This window comes from Streptomyces lincolnensis (assembly GCF_001685355.1).
GTDB lineage: Bacteria > Actinomycetota > Actinomycetes > Streptomycetales > Streptomycetaceae > Streptomyces > Streptomyces lincolnensis.
Map to the genome: position 1 here is coordinate 3844862 of NZ_CP016438.1, position 25125 is coordinate 3869986.

The following is a 25125-nucleotide window of genomic DNA, read 5'->3' on the forward strand; positions in this document are numbered from 1 at the left end:
GCGCGAGAGAAGGGGGAGGGCGATCGGATGCCGCAGACCGAGACACCAGGCATCGAGGCGGCCCCGCGAATTCGGCTGCGCTGGTGGACCGAGCTGCCGCTGATCCTCCTGGTCTACGCCTGCTACTCGGCCGGCCGCCTGCTGGCCCGGGGTGACGTCACCACCGCCGTCGACCACGGCCTGGCGATCCTGCGCGTCGAGAAGTTCCTGTTCCTCAACGCGGAGCACCCGCTCAACCGGCTCTTCACCCGGGAGGCGTGGCTCGGCGTCCCGGCCGACTTCTGGTACGCCTCGCTGCACTACGTGGTCACGCCCGCCGTCCTGATCTGGCTGTTCCGGTCGCACGCCGTGCGCTACCGGGCGGCCCGCACCTGGCTGATGACGTCCACCTTCATCGGCCTGGTCGGCTTCACCCTGCTCCCGACCTGTCCGCCGCGCCTGCTCTCGGCGAGCCACGGCTTCGTGGACACGATGGCCCAGTACAGCTCGTACGGCTGGTGGGGAGGCGAGGCCAGCGCCCCGCGGGGTCTCGGCGGTATGACGAACCAGTACGCGGCGATGCCGAGCCTGCACGTGGGCTGGGCGCTGTGGTGCGGTGTGATCCTGTGGAAGTACGGGCGGTCGCCGCTGACGAAGACCGCGGCGGTCCTCTACCCGCTGATCACCACGATCGTGGTGATGGGCACCGCGAACCACTACTTCCTCGACGCGGTCGCGGGCGCGGCCGTGATGGGTGTCGGCCTGCTGCTCACGCCGTACGTCACGCGGACCGCGCAGCGGGCCGGGGCGCGGCTGCGGGCCCGGGTCGCGGGCCTCACGGGGGGCTCGCCCGGCGCGACCGCTCCGGTCCCGGTGGGCTCTCACGGCGCAACCGCCTCAATTGTCAGTGGCGGATGCCAGACTTCCGCGGGTGAGCACTTTCCACGGCAGCGCGAGTCACGGTTCCCCGACGGGGCCGAGCCCAGTGCCTCCCCCGCGGAAGCGGGAGACGGCGCTCCGGCACCGGCTCGCTGAGCTGCGCGGCCCCGACGTCCCTGCCAAGGCGCTGGACGCGCGTGCCCTGGCGGCACTCGCCGCCAACCCCGGGTGCGAGCGGCGCGCGATCCTCGACGGCGCCGGGGTGAACAAGACGACGCTGGCGAGCGCCCTGGGCGCCCCGTCCGCGTTCGGGCAGTCGCAGTTCGCCCTGACCCGGGGCAACGCCTTCGAGGCCCGGGTGAAGTCCGACGGCGGCGCGGAGCTGCTGCGCCTGGTGCACGAGAAACTCGACCGGGGCGCCGAGCCGCCGGCCGGGGCCCAGGTGCCCGACCTCACCGCGATCGGCCCCGAGGGGCGCACGGCCCGTACCGCGCTCGCCCTGCGGGAGGCCACCGCGGCCGGCGCGTGGGCGCTGTTCGACCATCCGATGCTGGCGCTCGACGTCGCGGGCTCCCCCGCCTTCCTGGAGCCGGACGCGGTGGTCGTGCATCCGGACGGCAGCTGGACGGTCGTGGAGATCAAGTCCTTCCCGATGCTGGACGGTTCGGCGGACCCGGCGAAGGTGGGCGCGGCCGCGCGCCAGGCCGCGGTGTACGTCCTGGCGTTGGAGGAGGTCGCCGCCCGTCTGGATCCCGCCCCGCGCGTGCGGCACCACGTCCTGCTGGTCTGCCCGAAGGACTTCTCCAACCTGCCCGCCGCGTCCGCCGTCGACATCCGCAAGCAGCGCGCGGTGACCGCCCGCCAGCTGACCCGCCTGACCCGTCTCGAGGACATCGCCGACGCCCTGCCCGAGGGCACCTGCTTCTCCCCCGACCTGCCCGCCGCGGACCTCACGGCCGCGGTCGAGTCGGTGCCCGCGGCCTACGCGCCCGAGTGCCTGTCCGCCTGCGAGCTGGCCTTCCACTGCCGCGACCGCTCCCGTACGGCCGGCGCGGTGACCTCCCTCGGCCGCTCGGTCCGCGCCGAACTCGGCGGCCTGACCACCGTCGAGGACGTCCTGGCGGCGGCTCGCGGAGAGGCCGGCGACCCGGACGACCCGGCGGTGGCCGCGCTGCGCAGAGCGGCGGAACTGCGGGCGGAAGCACTCGGTACGGCCGGGTCGGACTCCTCGGGGGCCCTGGCATGTCGCTGATCTCCACGCTCGCCCGTCTCGAAGCCGTCAGCAGTGGCCGCGCACAGCCCGCCGCCACCGTCCGGCACCGGCATCTCGCCGAGCGGCCGCTCGTCCTCGTGCCGCTCACCACCGCCGGTGAGGCCGGCGCCCCGCTGGGCGCGCTGGTGGGCACCGACCGGGACGCGCCGCGCCTGCTGGCCGTACCGCAGCCGCGCGACCGTGACCTCAGGTTCGCGTTCCTCGCCGACCTCGCCGATGTCGTCCTGCCCTACATCGACGGGTACGCCGAGTCCGTCGAGGCCGCCGAGCGCACCGACACCGACCCGGAGACCGGCAAGCGGGTCAAGGTCGAGGTCGAGCTGTGCTCGGACGCCCCGCAGCTGATCGTGCCGAGCCGCGCGGGCGTGGAGTTCGTCCGGCTGCTGGGCCGCTCCCTGCGCTTTCGGCGTACGGCGGAGCAGGACCCGGAGACGCCGTATCCCGCGCCACCGCGGCTGCCGTTGCTCGGCCGGTGGCTGACCCACTTCGGGGAGCGGGCCCGGGTGCCGGGTTCCTCGCTGCTGCCGGCCATGACGGACCTGCTGGCCCGGCACTGGGCGACCGGCCAGTCCACGCTGGAGGACCAGCACCTGGGCGCGCTGCTCGCCTGGATCGACCCGCCCGAGGGGAGGTCCGGCGCCGAGGCCGCGCTGGACGCGGAGCTGACCCGGGACGCCCAAGGCCAGCTGCTGTGCCCGCCCGCGGGACCGGCCACCGACCCGGCCTTCGACAACAAGCTCCTCGCCCCGGCCATCGAGCGCTACGACCGTGCCCGCACCGCCCTGGCCGCCGCCGAGGACGGTCTGGAGGCCGACGACCGGCTCGGCATCCTCACCGCGGCCGAGCGTGAGCTCGGGGAGCTGGTCGAGAGCCGGACCCGGCCCACCTGGGACGCGGTGTGGCGGGGGCTGGACCTGCTGCGGGCGCTGCCGGAGGGCACGCACGTCGAGGAGCGGTGGACCCGCGACCGCTGGTCCTTCACCGCCCACCGCGACCGCGTCCTGGCCGGCGAACCCCCGCAGCCGCGCCGCGACGACGCGGTCACCGCCGCGAACAAGCTCGCCGCGCGCGAGCGCGAACAGGCCCGTCTGGAGGCCCAGGAGGCCCTGGACGACCCGCTGGTGATGGCCGGGCGGCGGCTGTCCGGTGAGGCGTTCACGGGCGAGGTCACGGATGTCGTCATGGCGTACAGCGAGGGCAGGCGGCCGAGCCCCCGCCCGCTGGTCACCGTCCGCACGGACGACCGGCCGCATCTGGGCGAGCGGGCCAGGGTGTACCGCTCGCTGGGCGGCAAGCCGCAGGCGGCGGAGTTCGCCGGGCAGGAGGACGAGGGGATTCTCGTCCTGCGGATCATGGACAAGATGGGCCGCGGCAAGGAGCCGGAGCCCGGGTCCGTGCCGGAGAAGGGCGACCGGGTCTGCTTCACGCTCTTCGAGCACGAACAGCGCGGCGGCGCGAAGCTGCCCGACCCGGAGGACACCCCCTGGACCCATGGCGGTCCGCCCGGCGAGGCGGACGCCGTACCGGAAAGCGCCGATCCCCTGACCGCGGAGGACGTCCTGTGACCACCCGGGCCTTCGACCCCGGCGCCGAGGCCGGCCGGGCCACCGGGGCGATCCTCCACGACACCCTGCACGGCACCCACCGCGGTGTCGTCGTAGATTCCCCGCCCGGCGCCGGCAAGTCCACGCTCGTCGTCCGCGCCGCACTCGAACTCGCCGACGCCGGGCGCCCGCTGATGGTGGTCGCGCAGACGAACGCGCAGGTGGACGACCTCGTCCTGCGGCTCGCCGAGAAGAACCCCGAGCTGCCGGTGGGGCGACTGCACAGCAGTGACACCGACCCGTACGACAAGGCGCTCGACGACCTGCCGAACGTCCGCAAGTCGGCCAAGGCCGCCGATCTCGCCGGGCTCGCGGTGGTGATCTCGACGGCCGCCAAGTGGGGGCACGTCAAGGTGAACGAGCCCTGGCGGCACGCGATCGTCGACGAGGCCTACCAGATGCGCTCCGACGCGCTGCTCGCCGTCGCCGGGCTGTTCGAGCGGGCACTGTTCGTGGGCGACCCGGGCCAGCTGGACCCGTTCGCGATCGTTGGCAGCGAGCAGTGGGCGGGCCTGTCGTACGACCCCTCCGCCTCCGCGGTGACGACCCTGCTCGCGCACAATCCCGAGCTGCCGCAGCACCGCCTGCCGGTGTCCTGGCGGCTCCCCGCGTCGGCGGCGCCCCTGGTCTCGGACGCCTTCTACCCGTTCACCCCCTTCCGCAGCGGCACGGACCACGGCGACCGCCGGCTGTCGTTCGGCGTCCCGTCGGACGGCTCGGGACCCGACCGCGTGATCGACGAGGCGGCGGAGTCCGGCTGGGGCCTGCTGGAGCTGCCCGCCCGGCACACCCCGCGCACGGACCCGGAGGCGGTACGCGCGGTGGCGGCCGTCGTACGACGTCTGCTGGACCGGGGTGGTGCGGCGGTCTCGGAGCGCTCCCCCGACCCCACGCCGCTGACGCCCGACCGGATCGCCGTCGGCACCGCCCACCGGGACCAGGCGGCGGCCGTCCGCGCGGCGCTGGCCGAGCTGGGCGTGGCGGACGTCACGGTCGACACGGCCAACCGTCTCCAGGGCCGCGAGTTCGACGTCACGGTCGTCCTCCACCCCCTCTCCGGCCGCCCCGACGCCACCGCCTTCCACCTGGAGACCGGCCGCCTGTGCGTCCTGGCCTCCCGCCACCGCCACGCCTGCATCGTGGTCTGCCGCGCGGGCGTGACCGACCTCCTGGACGACTACCCCTCCACGGAACCGGTCCAGCTGGGAACGCTGGTGAAGTTCCCCGACGGGTGGGAGGCGAACCACGCCGTGCTGGCGAAACTGGCCGAGCACAAGGTGGCGTGGCAGGGGTGATCGGCGGGGAACATCACAGCGGTCGGAAACCTTGAGACCGCCGGAGGCACCCGGCCCCCTTGCGCGGGCTTGGGACAATGGACGGTGGCCCACTCACCCGTGACCCACGAGGAGGAGAAGACATGGCGGAGCCCACGCCGCGTCGGAACGAACCGCGGCTGCGCCCCGCGCCCTTGCTCTTCGAGCCAGCGCAGGCCGCTGCCGATCCGGAGCACTTCTTCGATCTGGAGTCGATCGACGACCCTCGCGCCCTGCTGTCCCGCGCGACGGAGCTGACGCACGCCTTCCGCGCGGCGACCGACCGTGCCGTGGAGTTCCAGGCGATCGCGGCGGCCCAGCTGGCCGACCCGCGCCGCTTCGACCGGCTGACGACGGCGGACATCGCCGAGCGGGCCGAGTGGACCGAGGACTACGCGAAGAAGATGGTCGAGTTCGGCCGTGACCTGCTGCGCGGCGGCGCGGAGGGCCTCGGGTCGGCCGATCCGGTGTAGAGCCGACACTGGCCATGGCATATGCCAGCGGTGCAAGATACCCCCTCTGCCCCCTTCCCGTCCGGTTTTTCGGCAACCCTGGGAAACGGGATGCTCACAGCGCGTACACGTATATGCCATGAGCAACACACGGGATGAGCAGCACTGCGACGTCTCCGGCGTCACCGCGGACGGCGCGGCCTGGCTCGCCTCCGCCGGAACGTATCCGCGGAGCACCCGGGCCCTCTGGGAGGAACGTCCGGACGCCCCGGTCGTCCTGCCCTGCGGCACCGCGTTCGACGTCGTGGGCGCGCCCGCGATCTTCGGCCGCCGGATGCTCGACCGGCTGTGGGACGAGGGCCCGGGGTCGGGGCCGGTGGCGGTGTTCCGGGGCCGGATGCTGTTGTTCGCCGCGCCGGGTACGGCCCAGCGGCTGCCGTCACTGCTGCACTGGGAGGAGTTCGGCCGCACCGGCGCGATCCCGCCGCTGCTGTGCCACGGCACCGGCGACGCGGTGACCCTCCCCGCCCCGACTGCCGCCGACACCCCCTCCCACACCCGCCCCGACTCCCGCTGGCTGGTCGCCCCGGACACCCGTCACCCCTGGCTGCCGGGCCCCGAAATCGTGCTCTGGGCAGCCGTCCGAGCGGCCCGCGCAGCCGTGCGGATATCGATTTTTCCTCCCGCCGATCAGGGTGCTAAGGTCTACGACGTCAGCAGGCGCCGCTAGCTCAGTTGGTTAGAGCAGCTGACTCTTAATCAGCGGGTCCGGGGTTCGAGTCCCTGGCGGCGCACAGACAGGTAAGGCCCCTCGCAAGTGCGGGGGGCCTTCGCCATGGGCGCGGGTTCTTCCCGGTGCCGCACAGGCGGCTGGGGGTCCGGGGGTTACCCCCCGGGGAATGCAGCATCAGCGGGTCCGGGGTTCGAGTCCCTGGCGGCGCACAGACAGGTGAGGCCCCTCGCGGAAGCGAGGGGCTTCCTTCGTGCTTGCCACCGGAACCGCGCGCTCGCTACCGGGACCGGCCCACCGTGATCTTCACAGTCCACGCCCCCGACACGGTCCGTCCCTCCACCTCCACGCGGACGTCGTCGTCCGGGATCGTGAAGCTCTCGCCGAGGGCGACCGGGGCGTCGGCGAGGGGTGGGTAGACGGAGTTCTCCCAGCAGGCGTCGGTGTGGGGATGGGCGTCGATGACCTCGACCGGGCCGCGGCCGGACTCGGCCGAGCCGCTGATCCGGTAGACGAGGATGCCGGGCCGGCAGGCGTCCGTGTCGTTGCCCACGGGACCGCGCGCCTCGAAGGCTAGGACGCTCTCCGGTCCGGTGCGGACGACCGCGAGCTTGGTGCCGCCGCCCAGCCCGAAGGCCGGCGTCCCGCCGAAGGCAGGCACCCCGCCGTAGGCCGCAGACCCGTCGGATGCGACCGACCCGTCGGATGCCGGTGCCCCGCCGTGCGCCGCCGTGCCGCCGAAGGACCGCGTCCCGGCGAGTCCCACGGCCGGGGCGCCGGGCCCGGCGGCGAGCGGCTCCAGTGTCAGCCGTGTCGGCCCGCGCTCCCGCAGACACGCCACCTGCCGCTGCTGGAGCCAGCCGAGCTTCCACTTGTGCCAGCCGAACAGGTCGGGGGCCAGCCCGAACTGGCTGCCCATCAGGTCCCAGTCACCGACGTAGGTGTCCCAGTCGCCCTTGCCGTCCACCGGCCGGTGGTACAGGTCCGGCAGGTCGAAGACGTGCCCTGTCTCGTGGGCCAGCACCAGCCGGTCCGGCGGGTGCTGCTCGAAGACCGTGACCACCCGCCGGATGTCCGTGCCGTCGGCCCGCAGCGGGGCGTCCAGGTTCACCACCTTGGTGGCGTCCGAGTCCACGCCGGGCGCGTCCGGGTCGGCGACGAAGTAGACGACGTCGTAGCGCGAGAAGTCGATCCGCCCGTCGGCCGCGGCGAGCGCGTCGCGCAGATAGGCGGCGCGGTGCGTCGCGTTCCAGTCACGCTGTATGGCGTACGACGTGGAGGGGCGCGGCATGCGGATCCAGTGCCGCAGCGGATGCGCGCGCAGGGCGAACCTGCCGTAGGAGGCCTGCTCGAAGTAGCGGGTGGTGGCCGGGAAGTGGTCGGCGGCCAGCTGGGCGGGGGTGATCCGGGGGGCCGCGTCCGGGAAGGACAGGAAGACCATCACCGCGTTCAGGGAGCGGGTGGGTCGCGGATAGGCCGCGTTCCAGGTGTCGAGACCCTCGGAGTGGTGGGCGTCGGTGCGCTTGAGGGCACAGGCGGTGGTCGAGAACGGTTCGGCGACCGAGGGGCCGGTCACGAGGGAGGTGGCCGCGAGGGCCGACAGAGTGGTGAACACGGCCGCCGTGCTGCGCAGTCGGGGGCGCGGAAACGGACGCGGCACAGGGACCTCCGGGAGCGGTTCACGGGACACCGCACCCAGATTGTGTGAGTTTGTCGTACTAAGCCCTGTTTATCTGCACCAGACGAGTGAGAGAGCCGAGGGACCGTCAGAAGCGACACCCCCGAATCGCTCACGGAACGTCACAACTGGTCAGGGGCCTGTAGAAGCCCGCGCAGGTGCGGGCAGAAACGATCTGTCAGAAGCGCCGGTTGGTCCGCGACACTGGTTAGTGGCTGGAAGGGCCTTGGGGCAGCCTCTATGATCGGCACACTTTCCTGCCGGACAGCGATCGAGTGCACTGCGGGAGCGACGGTGAGCGCAACGTCCGAAGGGCCGACGCCCGCGGCAGACCTCGACCGGTCCGCCGTCACAGAGAGTGATACCAGCACGTCTTCCGGTACGGAGCCGGTGACTTATCATGCGGCCTTCGCGGCCGCACCGGTCGCCATGGCGGTGGTCGACCCGGAGGGACTGGTGGTCGGCGCCAACACGGCGCTCGGGGACCTCATGGGCAGCACACCGGACGCGTTGGCCGGCCGGGTCGCCGCCGATCTGGTGGATCTGACCTCCGACGCCCGCGTCTGGCACGCCTACCGCGAGGTGCTGCGCGGCCGTCAGGCCCGGCTGCGCTGCACCCGCCGGCTCAAGCACCCCGACGGCACGTCCCTGTGGGTGCAGGTCAGGATCGCCCCGCTCACCGGGGACGGGCCGGGCACCGTCCTGCTGTCCGTCACCGACATCAGCGCGCGCCGCGAACTCCAGGCCCGCCTCAGGCACTTGCAGATGCACGACCCGGTGACCCGGCTGCCCAACCGCACCCTGTTCTTCGAGCGGCTGTCGGTGGCGCTGGAGGCGGAGTCCTACGAGCAGGGCGGCACCGGACGGGTCGGGCTGTGCTACCTCGACCTGGACGGCTTCAAGGCGATCAACGACACCCTCGGGCACCGCGTCGGCGACCGGCTGCTGGCCGCGGTGGCCGACCGCCTCACGCGCTGCGCCGACGAGGCGGGGCAGGGCCGGGCGAGCGTCCCGCTGGTGGCCCGGCTCGGTGGCGACGAGTTCGCGCTCCTCGTGGAGGACTCCACTGGTACCGAGCAGCTCGCCGATCTCGCCGAGACCGTACTGAAGGCCGTGCAGGCGCCGTTCGACCTGTCCGGGCAGCGGTTGTCGGTGTCGGCGTCGATCGGGGTGGTGGAGCGGCAGGCCGTGGGCACCAGCGCGACCGGTCTGATGCAGGCCGCCGACACCACGCTGTACTGGGCGAAGGCCGACGGCAAGGCCCGCTGGACGCTCTTCGACCCGGAGCGCAACGCGCACCGCATGACCCGTCAGGCGCTGGCCTCCACGCTCCGTCCGGCCATCGAGCGCGGCGAGTTCGCGCTGGAGTACCAGCCGCTGGTGGGCATGGAGGACGGGCGGGTGCGGGGGGTGGAGGCGTTGGTCCGCTGGAACCATCCTCAGTTCGGCGTACTGACGCCGAATCGGTTCATCGGACTGGCGGAGGAGGACGGCTCGATCGTGCCGCTGGGCCGTTGGGTCCTGGCCACCGCCTGCCGTCAGGCCCGCCGCTGGCAGCTGGAGCACCCGGACGAGCCGCCGCTCTTCGTGAGCGTGAACGTGGCGGTCCGTCAGGTCTGGGACTCCGATCTGGTCTCCGACGTGGCGGAGATCCTCGCGGAGACGGGCCTGGCGCCGCATCTTTTGCAGCTGGAGCTGACCGAGTCGGCGGTGATGGGCTCGGCCGGCCGGCCCCTTCAGGCCTTGCAGGACCTCAGCGACATGGGTGTGCACATCGCCATCGACGACTTCGGCACCGGCTACTCGAACCTGGCGTATCTGAGCCGGCTGCCGGTGTCGGTGCTGAAGCTGGACGGCTCGTTCGTCCGGGGGTTCCAGTACGAGAACGACAAGTCCGACGACGCCGACGGGGACGGGGCCGGTGCCGTGTCGCCGAACCCGGCCGACGAGGTCGTCGTCGAGGCGATGATCCAGCTCGCCCACCGGCTCGGGCTGACCGTCACCGCCGAGTGCGTGGAGACCTCGGCGCAGGCCGCCCGGCTGCGGCGGATCGGCTGCGACACCGGCCAGGGGTGGCTGTACTCGCGGCCGGTGCCGCCGGATCGTATCTCCGGGATGCTGGCGGTCCGGGTCTGACCGTCAGGTCGGGTCTGACCGTCAGGCCGTCGGCAGTCCGTAGGCGTCCGCGATGAGTTCGTAGGAGCGCAGGCGGAGCTCGCCGCTGTGGGCGTTGCTCGTGATCATCAGCTCGTCGGCGCCTGTGCGCTTGCGGAGGTCGTCGAGGCCGGAGCGGACCTCGTCGGCGGTGCCGTGGACGACGTTGGCGTTCCAGGAGTCGACGAACTCGCGCTCCATCGGGCTGAAGGCGTAGGCCTCGGCCTCCTCCGGGGTGGGGACGAGACCGGGGCGGCCGGTGCGCAGGCGGACCATGTTGAGCGCGGCGGCCATGATCTGGCGGCGGGCCTCCTTCTCGTCCTCGGTGGCGAGGGCGGAGACGCCGATGAGGGCGTACGGCTCGGACAGCGCGGCGGAGGGCCGGAAGGACTCCCGGTACAGGTCCAGGGCCGGGATGGTGTTCTGGGCCGAGAAGTGGTGCGCGAAGGCGAAGGGCAGGCCGAGGGAGCCGGCCAGGCGGGCGCTGAAGCCGGAGGAACCGAGGAGCCAGACCGGCGGGCGGTGCGGCGACTGCACACCGCCGGGCGAGGTGGCCTGGACCGGGCCGGGTACGGCGTGGATACGGCGGTAGGGGTGGCCGTCGGGGAAGTCGTCGTCGAGGAAGCGGACGAGTTCGGCGAGCTGCTCGGGGAAGTCGTCGGCGCCCTCGCCCAGGCGGTCGGTGCGGCGCAGGGCGGCGGCGGTGGCGCCGTCGGTGCCGGGGGCGCGGCCGAGTCCGAGGTCGACGCGGCCCGGGGCCATCGCCTCCAGGGTGCCGAACTGCTCGGCGATGACGAGCGGGGCGTGGTTGGGCAGCATCACGCCGCCCGAGCCGAGCCGGATGCGGTCGGTGTGGGCGGCGAGGTGCGCGAGGATCACGGCCGGCGAGGTGGAGGCGACGCCCGGCATCGAGTGGTGCTCGGCCACCCAGTAGCGGTGGAAGCCGCGCGACTCCGCGAGCCGGGACAGGGCGACGCTGGTGCGCAGCGCGTCGGTGGCGGTACTGCCGGAGCCGACGGTGACCAGGTCCAGGACGGAGAGGGGGACGGGGGCGGTGCCGTGGGTCGTGCCCCGGATCTCGTCTGCCGTTGTGGTCACGTGGTGCCTCCTGTGGTGGGCCGTACGGTCTCCTCGCACCCGTAACAGGAGGCACTCTCCGTTTATTCCGGCACGCGCTGGAGTTGGACGAGGCTGCGCGCCCAGCGGGGTGAGCGACGTCCGCTGGGCGCGGCAGCGCCCGAAAGGGGCGCGGGGCTGCGTCGATATGCGGCTCCGCCGCGCGGGCGCGACCAGCCACGACGCCGCAGCAGCCGACCGACGACCTGGCGCGGCACCCCCAGTGGAGCGCTACGCCTGGACGATCGGCTCCCGTGTGAACAGCGCCCCCAGAGCGGGAGCGTTCACGCGGCGGTCGGCCAGGCGTAGGGCCTCCCAGACGGTGACCTGGTTCGCGGTGAGGACGGGCTTGCCGAGTTCCTTCTCCAGGGCCGGGATGTGGGCGGCGGTGTGCAGGGCGGTGTCGGGGAGGAGGAGCGCGTCGGCCTCGGGCGCGTCGGCGGCGCGGGCCAGGGCGAAGACCTCCTCCTCGCCCCAGGTGCCGACCTCCGCCGCCGTGATGATCCCGGAGGGGCGGACGCCGGCCACCTCGATCCCGGCCGCGCGCAGGAACTCCGCGAAGAGCCCGGCCACGTCGTCGGGGTAGGTGGCGCCCACGGCCACCCGGCCCGCGCCGATCTCGCGCGCCGCGTGGACGAAGGCGAAGGAGGTCGAGGAGGCCGGCATGCCCGCCGTACGGGCGAGGGTGCGGACCTGTTCGTGGGCGCCCTCCCAGCCGTAGACGAAGCTGCCGGAGGTGCAGGCCCAGACCACCGACTCGGCGCCCGCCATGCGCAGTTGTTCGACGCCCGCGGCGAGGCGCTCGGCCGAGCCCATCTGGAGGAGGGCGTCGACCCGGTGGGCGTCCTCGCCGATGTCGGTGTGCACCAGGTCCAGCCGGATGTCGCTCCCGAGCAGCTGCTCGATGCGTGGATAGTCGTCCTCGGCGGAGTGGCCCGGATAGAGGAATCCCAGTGCTGTCATGTCTCAGCCTTCCTGCTGCTGCTCTTCGTCCGGCAGTTTCGGCATGCCCGGAAGCTGTTCCGGCAGTACGGGACCGGTCCGCGCCGCCGGATCGATCAGCGCCTGGTACGGCCCCACCGCTCGGGTACCCAGTCGGCGCAGCGCCGCCCACATCGTCACCTGGTTGGCCGAGATCACCGGGATCCGCAGTTCCGCCTCCAGCTGGGGGATGACGTCGTAGGTCGGCAGGTTGGTGCAGCTGATGAACAGCGCGTCGGCCGCTCCCCGCACCGCCTGCCGGGCCATGTCGGCGACCGCCCGGTACGGGACCTTCCAGATGTGCCGGGTCAGGCCCATGTAGGCGCACCCGGTGACGGTGACGCCCGCCTCGGCGACGTACTCCTCCAGGGCGCGGGTGACGGACACCGTGTAGGGGGTGACCAGGGCGACCCGGCGTACGTCGAGTTCCGCCAGCGCGTCCAGGAGCGCCCCGGACGTCGTCACCGAGGGCAGGGCGCCCGCCCGGGTCATCGCCTCGCACATCGCGCGTTCCCCGGCGATCCCGCCGACGAAACTGCCGGAGGTGCAGGCGTAGGCCACGACCTCGGGGGCGATCGCGGTCAGGGTCCGTACCGCCTCGTGCAGTGTCTCGTGTTCGCTGACCAGGCGGGCGAGATCGAGACTGACCTCGACCGGGACGTACGGCGTCCGGGTCAGGTGGAGGGAGACCTCGTCCGGGACCCAGCGCCACAGTTCGCGGTCGAGGGCGAAGTCGAAAGGAGCGACGACGCCGACACCGCGCTGAGGGCGGGGGCCTCCGAGGAAAGTGATGTCCATGGGGTTCATGGCAGGCACCGGCCTCACGGTAAGAGACGGGAAGGCAACGGACCGTACGCACGCCCGTGTTGACGAAGGTAGGTTCGGGTGCGAGCGTGGTCAATCCGCGCTTGTCACGCCCGCGTCACACTCCGGTGACCCCGTCGTGTCCGCCCACGTCAGACGCCGTCACCAGATGCAGAAACGGCTTCCGAATGGTTCTCGTATGACCTCGCCCGAAACCGGTCCCCCGCCCTCCTCCCACGCTGTCCCCGCCTCCGTGCCCACGCTTCTCGTGCTCGACGCCGAGCCGCCGCCCCGCCTCGGGAAGCTGACCGGGCGGGCCCGGATCGAGCACGCAGACGCCTCGACGCTCGCCGAGCGGCTGCCGTCGGCCGATGTGCTGCTGGTGTGGGACTTCACCTCGCACGCGGTGCGGGCGGCCTGGCCGGGCGAGGGGCCGCGGCCGCGCTGGGTGCACACCGCGAGCGCGGGCGTGGACCATCTGATGTGCCCCGAGCTGGCCGCCTCCGACACGGTGGTGACCAACGCCCGCGGGATCTTCGACCAGCCGATCGCCGAGTACGTCGCCGCGCTGGTCCTGACGATGGCCAAGGACCTGCCCCGCACCTGGGAGTTGCAGCGGGAGCGGACCTGGCGGCACCGCGAGTCGCAGCGGGTGGCCGGCACGCGCGCGTGTGTCGTCGGGTCGGGGCCGATCGGGCGCGCGATCGTCGCCTCCCTGAAGGCGCTCGGCATCACCACCGCCCTGGTCGGCCGCACCCCGCGCACCGGCATCCACGGCCCCGAGGATCTCGACCGGCTGATGGCCCGCGCGGACTGGGTGATCTCGGCGGCACCGCTCACCGAGCAGACGTACGGCATGTTCGACGCCCGCCGCTTCGGCGTGATGCAGCCCTCCGCGCGGTTCGTGAACGTCGGGCGGGGGCAGCTGGTCGTCGAGGACGCGCTGGTCGACGCGCTGGACAAGCGGTGGATCGCGGGGGCCGCGCTGGATGTCTTCGAGCGCGAACCGCTCACCCCCGACAGCCCGTTGTGGCAGGTCCCGAACCTGATCGTGTCCCCGCACATGAGCGGTGACGTCGTCGGCTGGCGGGACGAACTCGGCTCCCAGTTCGTGGAGTTGTACGAGCGCTGGGAGGCGGGCAGATCACTTCCGAACGTGGTCGACAAACAACGGGGGTATGTACCCGGACACTGATCGTCCTACGGGAGGCGCGCCAATGGCCGAGTCCACGGAGTTCACCGAACTGACCGCCCTACAACTCGTCGACGGCTACCGCAAGGGCGAGTTCAGCCCCGTGGAAGCGACCCGGGCGGCCCTGGAGCGGGCCGAACGGATCCAGCCGCAGGTGAACGCCTTCGTACGGCTGCTCGGTGACGAGGCCCTGGAGCAGGCGCGGGCGTCGGCCGAGCGGTGGCGGCGCGGTGAGCCGGCCGGGCTGGTGGACGGCGTCCCGGTCACCGTGAAGGACATCCTGCTGCTGCGCGGGGCGCCGACGCTGAAGGGGTCCAGGGCGGTGTCCGAGCGGGGCCGCTGGGAGGAGGACGCCCCTTCCGTGGCGAGGCTGCGGGAGCACGGTGCCGTCTTCCTCGGCAAGACCACGACCCCCGAGTTCGGCTGGAAGGGCGTCACGGACTCGCCGTTGTCCGGGGTGACCCGCAATCCGCACGACCCGACCCGGACCGCGGGCGGCTCCAGCGGGGGCGCGGCGGCGGCCGTGGCACTCGGCGCGGGACCGCTCGCGCTCGGCACCGACGGCGGCGGCAGCGTCCGGATACCGGCCGCGTTCTGCGGGATCTTCGCGCTCAAGCCCACCTACGGCCGGGTGCCGCTGTACCCGGCGAGCGCCTTCGGCACCCTCGCCCATGTCGGCCCGATGACCCGGGACGCGGCGGACGCGGCGCTGCTCCTCGACGTCATCGGCGCCCCGGACTCCCGGGACTGGTCGGCGCTCGGCCCGGTCACGGGCGCCTTCTCGGCGGGGCTGTCGCAGGGGGTGCGGGGCCTGAGGGTGGCCTACTCGCCCTCCCTCGGCGGCCAGGTGGCCGTGCAGCCGGCGGTCGCGGCGGCGGTACGGCGGGCGGTGGAGCGGCTCGCGGAACTCGGCGCGTACGTCACCGAGGCGGACCCCGACTTCACCGACCCGGTGGAGGCCTTCCACACCCTGTGGTTCAGCGGGGCGGCCCGGGTGACCCAGGCCTTCGGCCCGCACCAGCGGAAGCTGCTGGATCCCGGCCTGCGCGAGATCTGCGACCGGGGCGCCCGGTACAGCGCCCTCGACTACCTGGCCGCGGTCGACGTCCGCATGGAGCTGGGCCGCCGGATGGGCCGCTTCCACGACTCCTACGACCTGCTGGTCACCCCCACCCTGCCGATCACGGCGTTCGAGGCGGGCACCGAGGTCCCCAAGGGCTCGGGGCACCGGCGCTGGACCGGGTGGACGCCGTTCACGTACCCCTTCAACATGACCCAGCAGCCGGCCGCCTCCGTGCCGGTGGGCACGGACGGCGACGGGCTGCCGGTGGGGCTGCAGCTGGTGGCCGCCCGGCACCGGGACGACCTCGTCCTGCGAGCGGCACACGCACTGTACGAGGCGGGGACCGCCACGGCCGCCGGTACGCCCTAGGGTCGACGTCGGGGACACGAGCCACCTACGCCGGGTCGGTGAGCAGGGCCGCCACCTCGGCCCTGCGCCCGGGGACCCGTGGCCGAGGGGCCTGACGACCCGCGCGCCCACCAGGGGAAGGCAGAGCCGGCCCCCGGGAAGAGGAGCGGTCCGCCTCCGGAACGGGCCCGGGACGCACCGGAGGCCGTGGGCCGACTCCAGGGACGCGCGCCCCTTCCCCACTCCCGGACGGTCCCGGCGGGTTACCTGGCCTATCCGGTCAGGCCCGGCGGGGACCGCCACGGCCGCCGGAACGCCCTCGGGTCGGCGTCGCGCCCGGCGCGGCCAACAGGGGGGCAGAGCCGGCGCCGCAAAGAGAAGCGGCCCGCATCCGGAACCGGCCCGGGACGCACCGGAGGCCGTGGGCCGACTCCCGGGGGCGCCCGCGTTCGGGCCGTGCGCCCCTGGCCCGCTCCCCGACGGTCCGGCGGGTACCCGGCCGGTCCGGTCAGGCCCGGCGGAAGCTGAGGCTCTCGCCCGCCGCTCCGTTGCGCCACAGGTCGTTGCAGGCGTCCGCCAGCTCCGGCAGGCCCTCGGTGATCTGCCCCCACACGATCCCCGGGACCCAGCCCACGTCGCCGTTGAGGAGGAGGTTGTTGCGCTCGTAGAAGAGGGCGAGGTCGACGAGGGTCGCCCCGGAGCGGACCTCGCGGTCGTAGCCGTAGGCCTTCGTGCCCAGCTCCGCGCCCGCGAAGGAGAAGTAGCAGAGATCGCCCGGGATCGGAGTCACCGTGGGGTTCTCCAAGGGCGGCTCGGCGGCGGCGAAGGGTTCGAAGAGGGCGTAGATCTCGTTGCGGGCGTACTTGGCGTGGTAGACGTCCCCGCTCAGCGGGAGGGCGTCCCAGACCGCCGCGCAGGTGATCGGCGCACGGTCGTCGAGGAGCTTCGCGGTGGCGGTGACACCGCGCTTGACCAGGGAGACTTCGATGTATCGGTCAGCCATGCGTCCATGGTCCACCTGTGGTCAAGGGGGCCTCGGCGACCACCGGGGCCGAAAGTGATCCGCATAACCTTCATGAAGTCGGGTAGCCGCGCGCCCATGGCCCGACCACACGCAAACCGATCAGGAACCGACAACGAACCCCAAAGAACGCTCAGCCGCCGCTCACTACTTGCCGGAGCGGTGTCGCTCGGTGCGGTGGGAAGTCTCGGGATGGTCGGCTGCAGCCGCGTCCCCGGCGAGGGGAAGGTACTCGGAGGCAGCCTGCTGGACACCCTGCGGGACCAGGGATCCGTGAAGATCGGCATAGCCAGCGAGCCGCCCTTCGGTTACGTCGGAGACGATGGGCAGGCCACCGGGGAAGCACCCGCGATCGCCGAGGTGATCTTCAAGAAGCTCGGCATCGACGAGGTCACGCCGGTGCCGGTGGACTTCGGGGCCCTCATTCCCGGGCTGAAGGCACGGCAGTTCGACGTGGTGTCCGCCGGGATGTACATCAACCCCGTCCGCTGCGAACAGGTGCTGTTCGCCGACCCGGACTACCTGATGCTGGACTCCTTCATCGTGAAGAAGGGCAATCCGCACGGCATCAAGACCTACGCGGACGTCAAGAAGAAGGGCCTCAGACTCGCCTCCGGCAAGGCCTACGCCCAGATCGACTACGCCAAGGCCGCGGGCATCGGCAACGTCCTCGTCCTGCCGGACCAGGTGGCCGGTCTCGACGCGGTGGCCCAGGGCCGGGTGGACGCCTTCGCGGGCACCCGCATCACGGTCAAGGACGCGGTGGCGGGGTCGGGCCGCGTCTCGGCGACCACGCCCTTCCAGCCCGTGGTGGACGGGAAACCCGCCTACGGCGCGGGCGGATTCGCCTTCCGGCTGTCCGAGAAGAACTTCCGCGACGAGTTCAACGCGGAACTGCTGAAGCTCAAGGAGAACGACTACAAGGAGCTTCTCGACATCGTCAGCCCGTTCGGCTTCACCATGTCCGACATGACCGACCTCACGGCGAAGGAGCTGTGCGGCTGATGATGAGCTCGGAGTTCTTCACCACCTGGTTCCTGCCGGGTATCTGGGTCACCGTCCAGGTGACGGTGTACGCCGCGGCCCTCGGCGCGGCCGTGGCGTTCGGGATCGGTCTCGCCCGCGCCTCGCAGTACTGGATCGTCCGTTTCCTCGCCGGGGTCTACTTCGAGGTCTTCCGCGGCACGTCGGCCCTGGTGCTGATGTTCTGGATGTTCTTCGCCCTGCCCCTCTTCGGCTGGCAGCTGGCACCCATGTGGGCCGGCGTCAGCGCACTCGGCCTCACCTACGGCGCCTACGGTTCCGAGGTCGTCCGCGGTTCCCTGGCCGCCGTCTCGCCGGCCCAGAAGGAAGCGGGCATCGCCCTCAACTTCACCCGCTGGCAACGGCTGCGCCTCATCGAACTGCCCCAGGCGTGGCCCGAGATGGTCCCGCCGTTCAACAACCTGCTGATCGAGTTGATGAAGGGCACCGCCCTGGTCTCGGTCATCACGGTGGCCGACATGACCTTCGCCGGCAATCTGCTCCGGCTGGGCACCAACGAGACCACGCCGGTCTACACGCTGCTGCTGGTGCTGTACTTCGTCTTCGCCTTCCTCATCACCCGCGGGATGCGGGTGCTGGAGCGCAAGGCCAAGGCCGGAATCGGGCAGCAGCCCGAGAAGCGGGGCGGCATCACCGCGAAGCTCAGCGCCCGCGCCGGGAGTGCGCAGGCCGGCACCCAGTCCTCCGGAGGTATCTGATGAACTGGGACTGGCAGGTCGTGGACGACTTCATGCCGCGGTTCTGGGACGGCGTGCTGGTCACGCTCCAGGCCCTGGCCATCGGCACCCTGATCTCCTTCGCCCTCGGTCTGGTGTGGGCGCTGGCACAGCGGTCCCCGCTGGTCTGGGTGCGCTGGCCGGTCGTCGCCGTCACGGAGTTCATCCGCAACACCCCGCTGCTGGTGCAGCTCTTCTTCCTGTTCTACGTGGTGCCCAACTTCGGCCCGTCGATGTCGCCGCTCACCACCGGCATCGTCGGCCTCGGGCTGCACTACTCCACCTACACCGCTGAGGTCTACCGCGCGGGCATCGAAGGCGTCCCCGCCGGCCAGTGGGAGGCGGCCACGGCACTGAGCCTGTCCAAGAGCCGCACCTGGCGCTCGGTGATCCTGCCGCAGGCGATCCGCCGCGTCGTCCCGCCACTCGGCAACTACGTCGTCGCCATGCTCAAGGACTCGCCGATGATCGCGACCATCGGCGCCTTCGACATGCTCGGCGAGGCCCAGGCCTTCAGCAACGAGACCTTCACCACGGAGGCGCTCACCATCGTGGGGGTGGCCTTCATCGTCATCGCCTACCCCGCTTCCCTCCTGATCCGAGCCCTGGAGCGACGTCTTGTCCGCTGACACCCCTGTGAAGAACGATCACGACGGCAACGACAACCCGCCGGTGGACGGCAGCGAGCTGATCCGCTTCGACAAGGTCACCAAGCGCTTCGGGAGCAACACCGTCCTGGACGAGCTGGACTTCTCGGTGGCCTCCGGCAAGCACGTCACCCTCATCGGCCCGTCCGGCTCCGGCAAGACGACGATCCTGCGGCTGCTGATGACCCTGGTCAAGCCCGACGAGGGCACGATCAAGGTCGGTGACAACTTCCTCTTCCACGAGCAGAAGAACGGCCACCTCGCCCCGGCGGGCGAGAAGCACATCCGCGAGGTCCGCAAGAACATCGGGATGGTCTTCCAGCAGTTCAACCTCTTCCCGAACATGAAGGTGCTGCGCAACATCACCGAGGCTCCGGTCACCGTTCTCGGCCTGTCCAAGGACGAGGCCGAGCAGCGGGCCCGGGATCTGCTCGAACTGGTGGGCCTGACCGAGCACATCGACAAGTACCCGACCCAGCTGTCCGGCGGCCAGCAGCAGCGGGTGGCGATCGCCCGGGCGCTGGCGATGCGTCCGCAGGTCCTGCTGCTCGACGAGGTGACCTCCGCGCTGGACCCGGAGCTGGTCGCGGGCGTCCTCGACGTGCTGCGGGACATCGCCCGCACCACCGACATCACGATGCTCTGTGTGACCCACGAGATGAACTTCGCCCGGGACATCTCCGACCAGGTCCTGATGTTCGACTCCGGACATGTCATCGAGTCGGGGCCGCCGGAGAAGATCTTCAGCGAGCCCGAGCAGGACCGGACACGGGAATTTCTCAGCGCCATCCTCTGAGCACAAGAGGTGAACGTTGTTCAATACCCGAGGTCCGGAGGGCGGGTCGTGACTCCGGCATATGCCGGAGTCTCAGCGCCGCTGCTGGGAGGGGTGCGGGGCCATCGGAATCTCGTCAACAGGCGCTCACCGCATGCCCCTTGCCCGTTATCGTGGAGAGGATTCGCTGTCCGGATTACGGCCCCACTCACAGAGCGACCGAGCGCAGGGGGAAACCGTGGCGCTGAAGCACGAGCCGACCGCGCCGTACCACTCGACCCAGGACGCGCTGCGTGTCCTGGAGACCGTGGCGCGACACACCACAGGAGTCACCGACAGCCGGCTCGCCCGCCTGACCGGCCTCAGCCCGGAGCGCCTGACCACGCTCCTGAGGATGCTGCGCCGCGAGGGCTACGTCGAGCAGGTCGCCGACGGGGCGTACGTCACCGGCGCCGCCCTCACCCGCCTCGGCTCCGCCCAGGACCGTGACCAGGCCCTGCGCGAGAAACTCCAGAGCACCCTCGACCGGCTGCGCGACTCGATCGGCGCCGCCGTCTACATCAGCCGGTACGTCGACGGTGAGGTCACCGTCGCCCAGTACGCCGACGGCCCCGCCACTCCCGCGGTCAACGAGTGGGTGGACTTCCGCTCCTGCGCACACGCCACCGCGCTCGGCAAGAGCCTGCTCGGCCAGCTCGACCACAACGGCCGCCGGGACCATCTTTCCCGGCACAAGATGGCCCGGCTCACCTCGCGCACCATCACCAGCGACCGGCTACTGCTCTCCCGTCTGGAGACCCAGCCGCCCACCGTGCCCCACCTCGACCTCCAGGAGTACGCGGTCGGCACGGTCTGCGCGGCCGTCCCGATCACCGCCGGCTCCTCCGTCGGCTGCCTGGCCCTCTCCCTCCCACTCGAACACGCCCACCGCCTCCGCCAGGCCGCGGACAAACTGAACCGGGGAGCGGCACCGGTACTGCTGTCCCTGGCGATCTAGAGCATCCCCGGGCTCGCGGCGCGTGGTCGGGAGCACCTCTCCGGACCAGGTAGTATTTTCTCGTCGCCCGCCGCCGAAGGCGGAGGGCGGGAGTCATGCGCCGCTAGCTCAGTTGGTTAGAGCAGCTGACTCTTAATCAGCGGGTCCGGGGTTCGAGTCCCTGGCGGCGCACGATGTCGATGGCGAGGCGTGTTCGCGGAAAGCGCGAACCACCTCGCCATCGTCGTGTCTGCGCGACTTCGCCGCGCGTTGCGGGGGCTCCGCCACCCGCACCCCCCGGACCCCGTACTCGGAGATCAGCCGCACCCGGTCCGCCTCGGTCAGCTCCCGGTACTCCTTCTCCCCCGGCGGGCACCACCACACCGGGTCGGTGCAGGTCACGCCCTCCTTCCTGAGGCGAGCGCGGTGGATCTTGTTCGTGGCGGTGACCGGCATGCGGTCCAGGACCCGTATGAAGCGGGGGGCCATCTTCGTGCCCAGGTCGGGCTGGGCGTCCAGGAAGGCCGCGAAGGAGGCCGGGTCGAAGGTGCCGGCGAGGGCCGCCATCACCTGGTCCCCGGTCACCGGATCGGGGACGGCGTACACGGCGACGGCGAGTGCCCCCTCGTACCGGGCGAGGATGTTCTCGATCATCGCGGCGGCCAGGTTCTCGCTGTCGACGCGCAGGCGGTCGTCGGTGCGGCCGGCGAAGTAGAGGTAGCCGTCGGTGTCCCGGTAGAAGAGGTCGCCCGTCCAGTACCCGCCGTCGTGCCGCCGCTCGGCCTCCGCCGCCGGGTTGCGCCAGTACCCCTCGAAGGGGCTGGGCCCGCGGTTGACCAGCTCCCCGATGGCCGCGTCCCCGTTCCGCAGCCGCCCGGCCGGGTCGAAGACCGCCGGCGGGCACTCGTTGCCCGTCTCCGGGTCCAGGACGACCAGCCCGGGTACGGCGGGACCGACCGCGCCGGGCGGTGTGCCCGGCCGCCACTGGATCGCCGCGCCGCCCTCCGAGGAGCCGTACCCCTCCACCAGCCGCACCCCGAAGCGCCGCTCGAAGGCCGCCGCGTCCACCGCACCCGCCTCGGTGCCGAAGCCGAGGCGGAGCGGGTTGTCACGGTCGTCGGGGCGCGGCTCGGTGGCCAGGACGTACTGCACGGCCCGGCCCACGTACGTGAAGTACGTCGCCCCGTGCTCCCGCACGTCGGCCAGGAACCGCGACGCCGAGAACCGCCGCCGCAGCGCCACCCCCGCCCCGGCGTGGAGCGCGGGCGCCCAGTCGGCGATCACCGCGTTGCCGTGGAACATCGGCATGCAGACGTAGTGCACGTCGTCCGGCCCCACGGAGAACTGCCCGGCCAGCGAGCCCCCCGCCGCGGCCAGCCGCCCCTGGGAGCAGAGCGCGGCCTTGGGGGCGCCGGTCGAGCCCGAGGTGAAGTAGAGCAGGAGGCGGTCGGCGGGGGTGGCCCGGGAGGCGTCCGGCCGGGCACCGGCGTAGGGCGCCAGCAGGTCGTCGTACTCGCGCGTGCCGGTGACCAGCAGGTGTACGCCGGGCAGGTCGAGGCCGTCGAGCAGCGGCAGATGGGTCCGCTCGGTGACCAGGATCCGGCACTCGGTGTGCAGGATGTCCCGGGCCAGCTCGGCGCCCCGGCGCGTGGGATTGATGCCGGCGACCGCGGCACGCGCGAGGGCGGCCGCGCTCAACCACAGGGGATATTCAAGGGTGTTGTCGAGCAGCACGCCCACATGCGGTACGGCGTCCCGCGGCAGCAGATCGGCCAGCAGTGCCGCCCGGGCCGCCGCGCCCGCGGCCGCCTCGTGATGCGTGAGCACCGACTCCCCGCACCACAGCCCCGGCCGGTGGTCGCCCCACCGGCGGGCGACCAGCTCGGCCACCGTGCGCGCCTCGGACTCCATGGGGGCGCACGGTAGTTGACGAACCGTCAGATGTGGAGGGCTAGAAGCCCGTGATCTCGGAGTCCACGCTGTCCGACGACGAGGAGAAGTCGCTGTAGGTGACCATGAAGCCGATGCAGAAGGCCACCATCACGCCGAGGAAGGCCAGGATGGCGAAGGTTGCCGCCGCCTGCTTGGCCGGGCGCGGCGGGACGGCCGTGGCCACCACCTCGCGTCCGTCCGTGTAGTGGACGGTGACGATGTCGCCCTCCAGGATGGTCCGCGGGCCGTCCTCCTCCTCGAAGCGGACGGTGCGGCCGTCGCGGGCGGTGAACTCGTAGACGTGGTGGACGACCGTCCGCACATGCGAGTCGCCGCCACCGCCGCGCGTCGTCGTGAACATCCGCAAACAGCGGGCCTCGGCCGTGAGGCCGCTGTTCCAGGCGCCGCGCATCTGGAGCCAGCGCCGCACCACGCGATAGCCGCCGAACAACGCGACGGCCATGATGAGGCTGGGTACGGCGTAGAACATCACGTCCATGCGAATCCCCCGAGGTCCGTGCACCGACCCTGGTCGGTCGGCGTAGGAGGAAAATACCCACGCCGACCGCTCGATTCGCTCAAGGGAACCTCAGGAAACCCCAGAAGTCCCCGACAGGCTCAGAACGTGACGTCCGAGCAGGCGTAGAACGCGTTGGCCGTGTCCGCGACCGTCCACACCGCGACGATGACGTGGCGGCCGCTGAGGCCGGACGGCAGGGTGCCGCTGTGGGAGAGCGTGGACGGGGGTCGCTGACCGCCGTAGGGGACGGTCAGAAACGGGGTGAGGTTGAGGTCGGAGCGGGCCAGGTTGTGGTTCTGGTTCCAGCCCGGCCTGGTGACGTAGTACTTGAAGTCGCTCGTGGCGTGCATGGCCGTGAACTGCCAGCGGAAGGTGTAGCTCTGGCCGCCGGACACCCTCGTGGCGGGCCAGGCGCCGCCGGACGGGGTCCGCGGGCTGTCGAGCTGCGCGAAGCGCGTGTTGTTCCCGGAACATATCCGCCCGTCGGCCGGGCCGGAGGCGGGGAAGCCCTTGGGGCCCTCGACGCTCTGCGGCTCCCACTGGATGTCGCCGCAGTTGGTCACGGAGCCGTTCTGGCAGAGCTTCTGACGGCTGACGGGGAGGTCGGTGTAGCCGTGTCCGCTCGCACCACCGGACGAGAGCACCAGGGCTCCGGTCGTCGCGAGGCCGAGCGCGGCGGCGTACCACTTGGTCCTTTTGCGCATGCTGCCGCTCCTGGAGAACGTGGGGGAAGTTCTGCGAGCCGTGCAGGTAGGTCTAGACCAAGTCTGAGATTATTGGCGTTGGTTGAACATGTCCATACCAATCGCAGGACCGTTCAGGCGGACGTCTCCCCGCGTCCTGAGCAGAACGCCACCGTCAGGTCCTTGACCAGCGCCTTGCGTTCGTAGTCGTCCAGTTCCACCAGGCCCCGCATGGTCAGCCGGGTCACCGTGTCCTCCACCGAGTCGACGACCGAGGTGAGCACGCTCGCCCGGTGCTGGGCGTCCAGCGCGGCGATCCGGCGGCGGTGCATCGCGGCGGCGACCTCGGGGGCGTACTCCACACGCAGCGGCCGTACCGAGAACACCTCGATCCCGACCGGTGCCGCGTCCCCCGCCACCAGCCGGGTCAGCACCTCCGCGGCCGCGTCGGCGGAGCTCCGCGCCGATCCGGGCGTCTCCACCGGCACCCGGGCCAGCGTCGCCTCCACGCACTCGCGCAGATACGTCTCGTGGTCCTCGACGCCGAGTGTGGCCCGCGCGGTGTCCCGCACCCGCCACACCACCAGGACCACGGCCCGCAGCGCGACCCCGTTCGCGTCGGCCGCCGCCATCGGCTCGCTGCGCCAGTGCCGCAGCCGTACGTCGACCCGGCGGCGCAGCAGCAGCGGGTTGACCCACAGCAGGCCGGTGCGCCGGACCGTCCCCCGGTAGCGGCCGAACAGGCCGAGCACCCAGGCCCGTCCGGTCCGCCCGCGCGCGAGACCGCCGAAGCCGAACAGACCGAGGGCGCCGGCCCCGGCGTACGCCGCCCACTGCACGGGGCCGAGGCCGGTCCCGGCGTACGAGGGCAGCTGAAGCGCCTCGGCCGCGAGCGGCGGCAGCACGCCGGCCCACCACGAGGTCGCGACACCCCCGGCCAGCCCGCAGGCCCCGGCGAACACGCCCACCGCGCCGGGCAGTACGCGGGCGGGCCGCTCCGTCAGCGCGGGGTCGACCTCGGCCACGGGCCGGGGCGCGGCCGGCACCTGACGCCGGAAGCGGGGCTGCTCGCCCGTCCCCTGCCGGCGCCCCACCACCGCGGGCCTCAGCGGTACGGGGGCCGGGTCCGGGTCGTCCCGGAACAGCAGATGGACGGGGATCTCGGTGGTCGACTCGTTCTGGATGAGCCGGGCGGGCCTCGACGGGCCCTCGGACTCAGGGGTGTGGGGGGTGGTCGTACTCATG

22 protein-coding genes, 2 tRNA genes and 1 pseudogene are annotated in these 25125 nt (G+C 72.1%); 16 read left to right on the plus strand and 9 right to left on the minus strand.

Annotated features, from left to right (window positions below):
* The first annotated feature begins 27 nt into the window (after positions 1-27).
* From SLINC_RS16955 to SLINC_RS16985, 7 genes are all read left to right on the plus strand, one after another.
* Positions 28-1014, plus strand: a complete 987-nt coding sequence (locus tag SLINC_RS16955; RefSeq protein WP_067433252.1) for a phosphatase PAP2 family protein — start codon at positions 28-30, stop codon at positions 1012-1014.
* Positions 965-2110 carry a hypothetical protein gene (locus tag SLINC_RS16960; protein ID WP_067433255.1) on the plus strand — a complete coding sequence of 382 codons (1146 nt, stop codon included), beginning with the start codon at positions 965-967 and terminating at the stop codon, positions 2108-2110. The genes SLINC_RS16955 and SLINC_RS16960 overlap by 50 nt, the downstream gene beginning before the upstream one ends.
* Positions 2101-3696, plus strand: coding sequence for a hypothetical protein (locus SLINC_RS16965; RefSeq protein WP_067433258.1), 1596 nt, complete (start codon positions 2101-2103; stop codon positions 3694-3696). Before SLINC_RS16960 ends, SLINC_RS16965 begins: the two co-directional genes overlap by 10 nt.
* Complete coding sequence (locus tag SLINC_RS16970) at positions 3693-5030, plus strand: AAA domain-containing protein (RefSeq protein ID WP_067433261.1); 1338 nt, start codon at positions 3693-3695, stop codon at positions 5028-5030. Before SLINC_RS16965 ends, SLINC_RS16970 begins: the two co-directional genes overlap by 4 nt.
* Before the next feature lie 122 nt (positions 5031-5152).
* Positions 5153-5521, plus strand: a complete 369-nt coding sequence (locus SLINC_RS16975; protein WP_067433265.1) for a hypothetical protein — start codon at positions 5153-5155, stop codon at positions 5519-5521.
* A gap of 118 nt (positions 5522-5639) precedes the next feature.
* The gene (locus SLINC_RS16980) at positions 5640-6230 is read left to right on the plus strand and encodes a bifunctional DNA primase/polymerase (protein ID WP_067433267.1); all 591 of its coding nucleotides are present in this window, start codon (positions 5640-5642) and stop codon (positions 6228-6230) included.
* Positions 6221-6294, plus strand: a tRNA-Lys gene (locus SLINC_RS16985). The genes SLINC_RS16980 and SLINC_RS16985 overlap by 10 nt, the downstream gene beginning before the upstream one ends.
* A gap of 216 nt (positions 6295-6510) precedes the next feature.
* On the opposite strand, the gene SLINC_RS16990 is transcribed toward SLINC_RS16985, so the two are convergent.
* Positions 6511-7920: a M6 family metalloprotease domain-containing protein gene (locus SLINC_RS16990; protein ID WP_067433269.1), complete on the minus strand. Its 1410-nt coding sequence runs from the start codon at positions 7918-7920 to the stop codon at positions 6511-6513.
* A gap of 282 nt (positions 7921-8202) precedes the next feature.
* Between SLINC_RS16990 and SLINC_RS16995 the strand changes: the two genes are divergently transcribed.
* Entirely contained in the window at positions 8203-10044 is a 1842-nt protein-coding gene (locus tag SLINC_RS16995; RefSeq protein WP_067433270.1) for a putative bifunctional diguanylate cyclase/phosphodiesterase, read from the plus strand.
* Between the two features lie 21 nt (positions 10045-10065).
* Here SLINC_RS16995 and SLINC_RS17000 read toward each other — a convergent pair whose 3' ends face one another.
* The 3 genes from SLINC_RS17000 to SLINC_RS17010 form a co-directional block, all read right to left on the minus strand.
* Positions 10066-11160 carry an LLM class flavin-dependent oxidoreductase gene (locus SLINC_RS17000; protein ID WP_067433271.1) on the minus strand — a complete coding sequence of 365 codons (1095 nt, stop codon included), beginning with the start codon at positions 11158-11160 and terminating at the stop codon, positions 10066-10068.
* Positions 11161-11409: 249 nt separating this feature from the next.
* Positions 11410-12141 (minus strand): maleate cis-trans isomerase family protein, encoded by a 732-nt coding sequence (locus SLINC_RS17005; RefSeq protein ID WP_067433280.1) that lies wholly within the window; start codon positions 12139-12141, stop codon positions 11410-11412.
* Between the two features lie 3 nt (positions 12142-12144).
* Positions 12145-12957 (minus strand): maleate cis-trans isomerase family protein, encoded by an 813-nt coding sequence (locus tag SLINC_RS17010; protein WP_067433287.1) that lies wholly within the window; start codon positions 12955-12957, stop codon positions 12145-12147.
* A 205-nt stretch (positions 12958-13162) separates the two neighbouring features.
* Between SLINC_RS17010 and SLINC_RS17015 the strand changes: the two genes are divergently transcribed.
* On the plus strand, positions 13163-14158 hold the full coding sequence (locus tag SLINC_RS17015) for a D-2-hydroxyacid dehydrogenase (protein WP_067433291.1): 996 nt from the start codon (positions 13163-13165) through the stop codon (positions 14156-14158).
* Positions 14159-14180: 22 nt separating this feature from the next.
* Positions 14181-15587, plus strand: a complete 1407-nt coding sequence (locus tag SLINC_RS17020) for an amidase (RefSeq protein ID WP_067433294.1) — start codon at positions 14181-14183, stop codon at positions 15585-15587.
* A gap of 487 nt (positions 15588-16074) precedes the next feature.
* On the opposite strand, the gene SLINC_RS17025 is transcribed toward SLINC_RS17020, so the two are convergent.
* Positions 16075-16569 (minus strand): DUF3830 family protein, encoded by a 495-nt coding sequence (locus SLINC_RS17025; RefSeq protein WP_067433296.1) that lies wholly within the window; start codon positions 16567-16569, stop codon positions 16075-16077.
* 96 nt (positions 16570-16665) lie between these two features.
* Between SLINC_RS17025 and ehuB the strand changes: the two genes are divergently transcribed.
* The 6 genes from ehuB to SLINC_RS17055 all read left to right on the plus strand — a co-directional run bounded on the left by ehuB (position 16666) and on the right by SLINC_RS17055 (position 20937).
* Positions 16666-17592: an ectoine/hydroxyectoine ABC transporter substrate-binding protein EhuB gene (ehuB, locus tag SLINC_RS17030; protein WP_067433299.1), complete on the plus strand. Its 927-nt coding sequence runs from the start codon at positions 16666-16668 to the stop codon at positions 17590-17592.
* Entirely contained in the window at positions 17592-18329 is a 738-nt protein-coding gene (gene ehuC, locus SLINC_RS17035) for an ectoine/hydroxyectoine ABC transporter permease subunit EhuC (protein WP_067445435.1), read from the plus strand. Before ehuB ends, ehuC begins: the two co-directional genes overlap by 1 nt.
* A complete protein-coding gene (ehuD, locus tag SLINC_RS17040; RefSeq protein WP_067433300.1) occupies positions 18329-18976 on the plus strand; it encodes an ectoine/hydroxyectoine ABC transporter permease subunit EhuD in 648 nt (215 codons plus the stop codon). The genes ehuC and ehuD overlap by 1 nt, the downstream gene beginning before the upstream one ends.
* Positions 18966-19790 carry an ectoine/hydroxyectoine ABC transporter ATP-binding protein EhuA gene (gene ehuA, locus SLINC_RS17045; RefSeq protein WP_079164569.1) on the plus strand — a complete coding sequence of 275 codons (825 nt, stop codon included), beginning with the start codon at positions 18966-18968 and terminating at the stop codon, positions 19788-19790. Before ehuD ends, ehuA begins: the two co-directional genes overlap by 11 nt.
* Positions 19791-20007: 217 nt before the next feature.
* A complete protein-coding gene (locus tag SLINC_RS17050; RefSeq protein WP_067433301.1) occupies positions 20008-20766 on the plus strand; it encodes an IclR family transcriptional regulator in 759 nt (252 codons plus the stop codon).
* A gap of 97 nt (positions 20767-20863) precedes the next feature.
* Positions 20864-20937 (plus strand) — tRNA-Lys (locus SLINC_RS17055).
* A 138-nt stretch (positions 20938-21075) separates the two neighbouring features.
* Here the strand turns inward: SLINC_RS17055 and SLINC_RS17060 are convergent.
* The 4 genes and pseudogenes from SLINC_RS17060 to SLINC_RS17075 form a co-directional block, all read right to left on the minus strand.
* Positions 21076-22656, minus strand: a pseudogene (locus tag SLINC_RS17060) (long-chain-fatty-acid--CoA ligase); the annotation flags it as partial.
* Between the two features lie 40 nt (positions 22657-22696).
* Positions 22697-23176: a hypothetical protein gene (locus SLINC_RS17065; protein ID WP_067433302.1), complete on the minus strand. Its 480-nt coding sequence runs from the start codon at positions 23174-23176 to the stop codon at positions 22697-22699.
* Positions 23177-23295: 119 nt separating this feature from the next.
* On the minus strand, positions 23296-23901 hold the full coding sequence (locus tag SLINC_RS17070) for a lytic polysaccharide monooxygenase auxiliary activity family 9 protein (RefSeq protein ID WP_067433306.1): 606 nt from the start codon (positions 23899-23901) through the stop codon (positions 23296-23298).
* 113 nt (positions 23902-24014) lie between these two features.
* A complete protein-coding gene (locus SLINC_RS17075; RefSeq protein WP_067433308.1) occupies positions 24015-25124 on the minus strand; it encodes an SPFH domain-containing protein in 1110 nt (369 codons plus the stop codon).
* Position 25125 lies beyond the last annotated feature (1 nt).

Coding starts and splice junctions, on each gene's coding strand:
- SLINC_RS16955 (WP_067433252.1), top strand. CDS start 28: ATGCCGCAGACCGAGACACCAGGCATCGAGGCGGCCCCGCGAATTCGG.
- SLINC_RS16965 (WP_067433258.1), top strand. CDS start 2,101: ATGTCGCTGATCTCCACGCTCGCCCGTCTCGAAGCCGTCAGCAGTGGC.
- SLINC_RS16975 (WP_067433265.1), top strand. CDS start 5,153: ATGGCGGAGCCCACGCCGCGTCGGAACGAACCGCGGCTGCGCCCCGCG.
- SLINC_RS16980 (WP_067433267.1), top strand. CDS start 5,640: ATGAGCAACACACGGGATGAGCAGCACTGCGACGTCTCCGGCGTCACC.
- SLINC_RS17005 (WP_067433280.1), bottom strand. CDS start 12,141: ATGACAGCACTGGGATTCCTCTATCCGGGCCACTCCGCCGAGGACGAC.
- SLINC_RS17010 (WP_067433287.1), bottom strand. CDS start 12,957: ATGGACATCACTTTCCTCGGAGGCCCCCGCCCTCAGCGCGGTGTCGGC.
- SLINC_RS17015 (WP_067433291.1), top strand. CDS start 13,163: ATGACCTCGCCCGAAACCGGTCCCCCGCCCTCCTCCCACGCTGTCCCC.
- SLINC_RS17020 (WP_067433294.1), top strand. CDS start 14,181: ATGGCCGAGTCCACGGAGTTCACCGAACTGACCGCCCTACAACTCGTC.
- SLINC_RS17025 (WP_067433296.1), bottom strand. CDS start 16,569: ATGGCTGACCGATACATCGAAGTCTCCCTGGTCAAGCGCGGTGTCACC.
- ehuB (WP_067433299.1), top strand. CDS start 16,666: ATGGCCCGACCACACGCAAACCGATCAGGAACCGACAACGAACCCCAA.
- ehuC (WP_067445435.1), top strand. CDS start 17,592: ATGATGAGCTCGGAGTTCTTCACCACCTGGTTCCTGCCGGGTATCTGG.
- ehuD (WP_067433300.1), top strand. CDS start 18,329: ATGAACTGGGACTGGCAGGTCGTGGACGACTTCATGCCGCGGTTCTGG.
- SLINC_RS17065 (WP_067433302.1), bottom strand. CDS start 23,176: ATGGACGTGATGTTCTACGCCGTACCCAGCCTCATCATGGCCGTCGCG.
- SLINC_RS17070 (WP_067433306.1), bottom strand. CDS start 23,901: ATGCGCAAAAGGACCAAGTGGTACGCCGCCGCGCTCGGCCTCGCGACG.
- SLINC_RS17075 (WP_067433308.1), bottom strand. CDS start 25,124: ATGAGTACGACCACCCCCCACACCCCTGAGTCCGAGGGCCCGTCGAGG.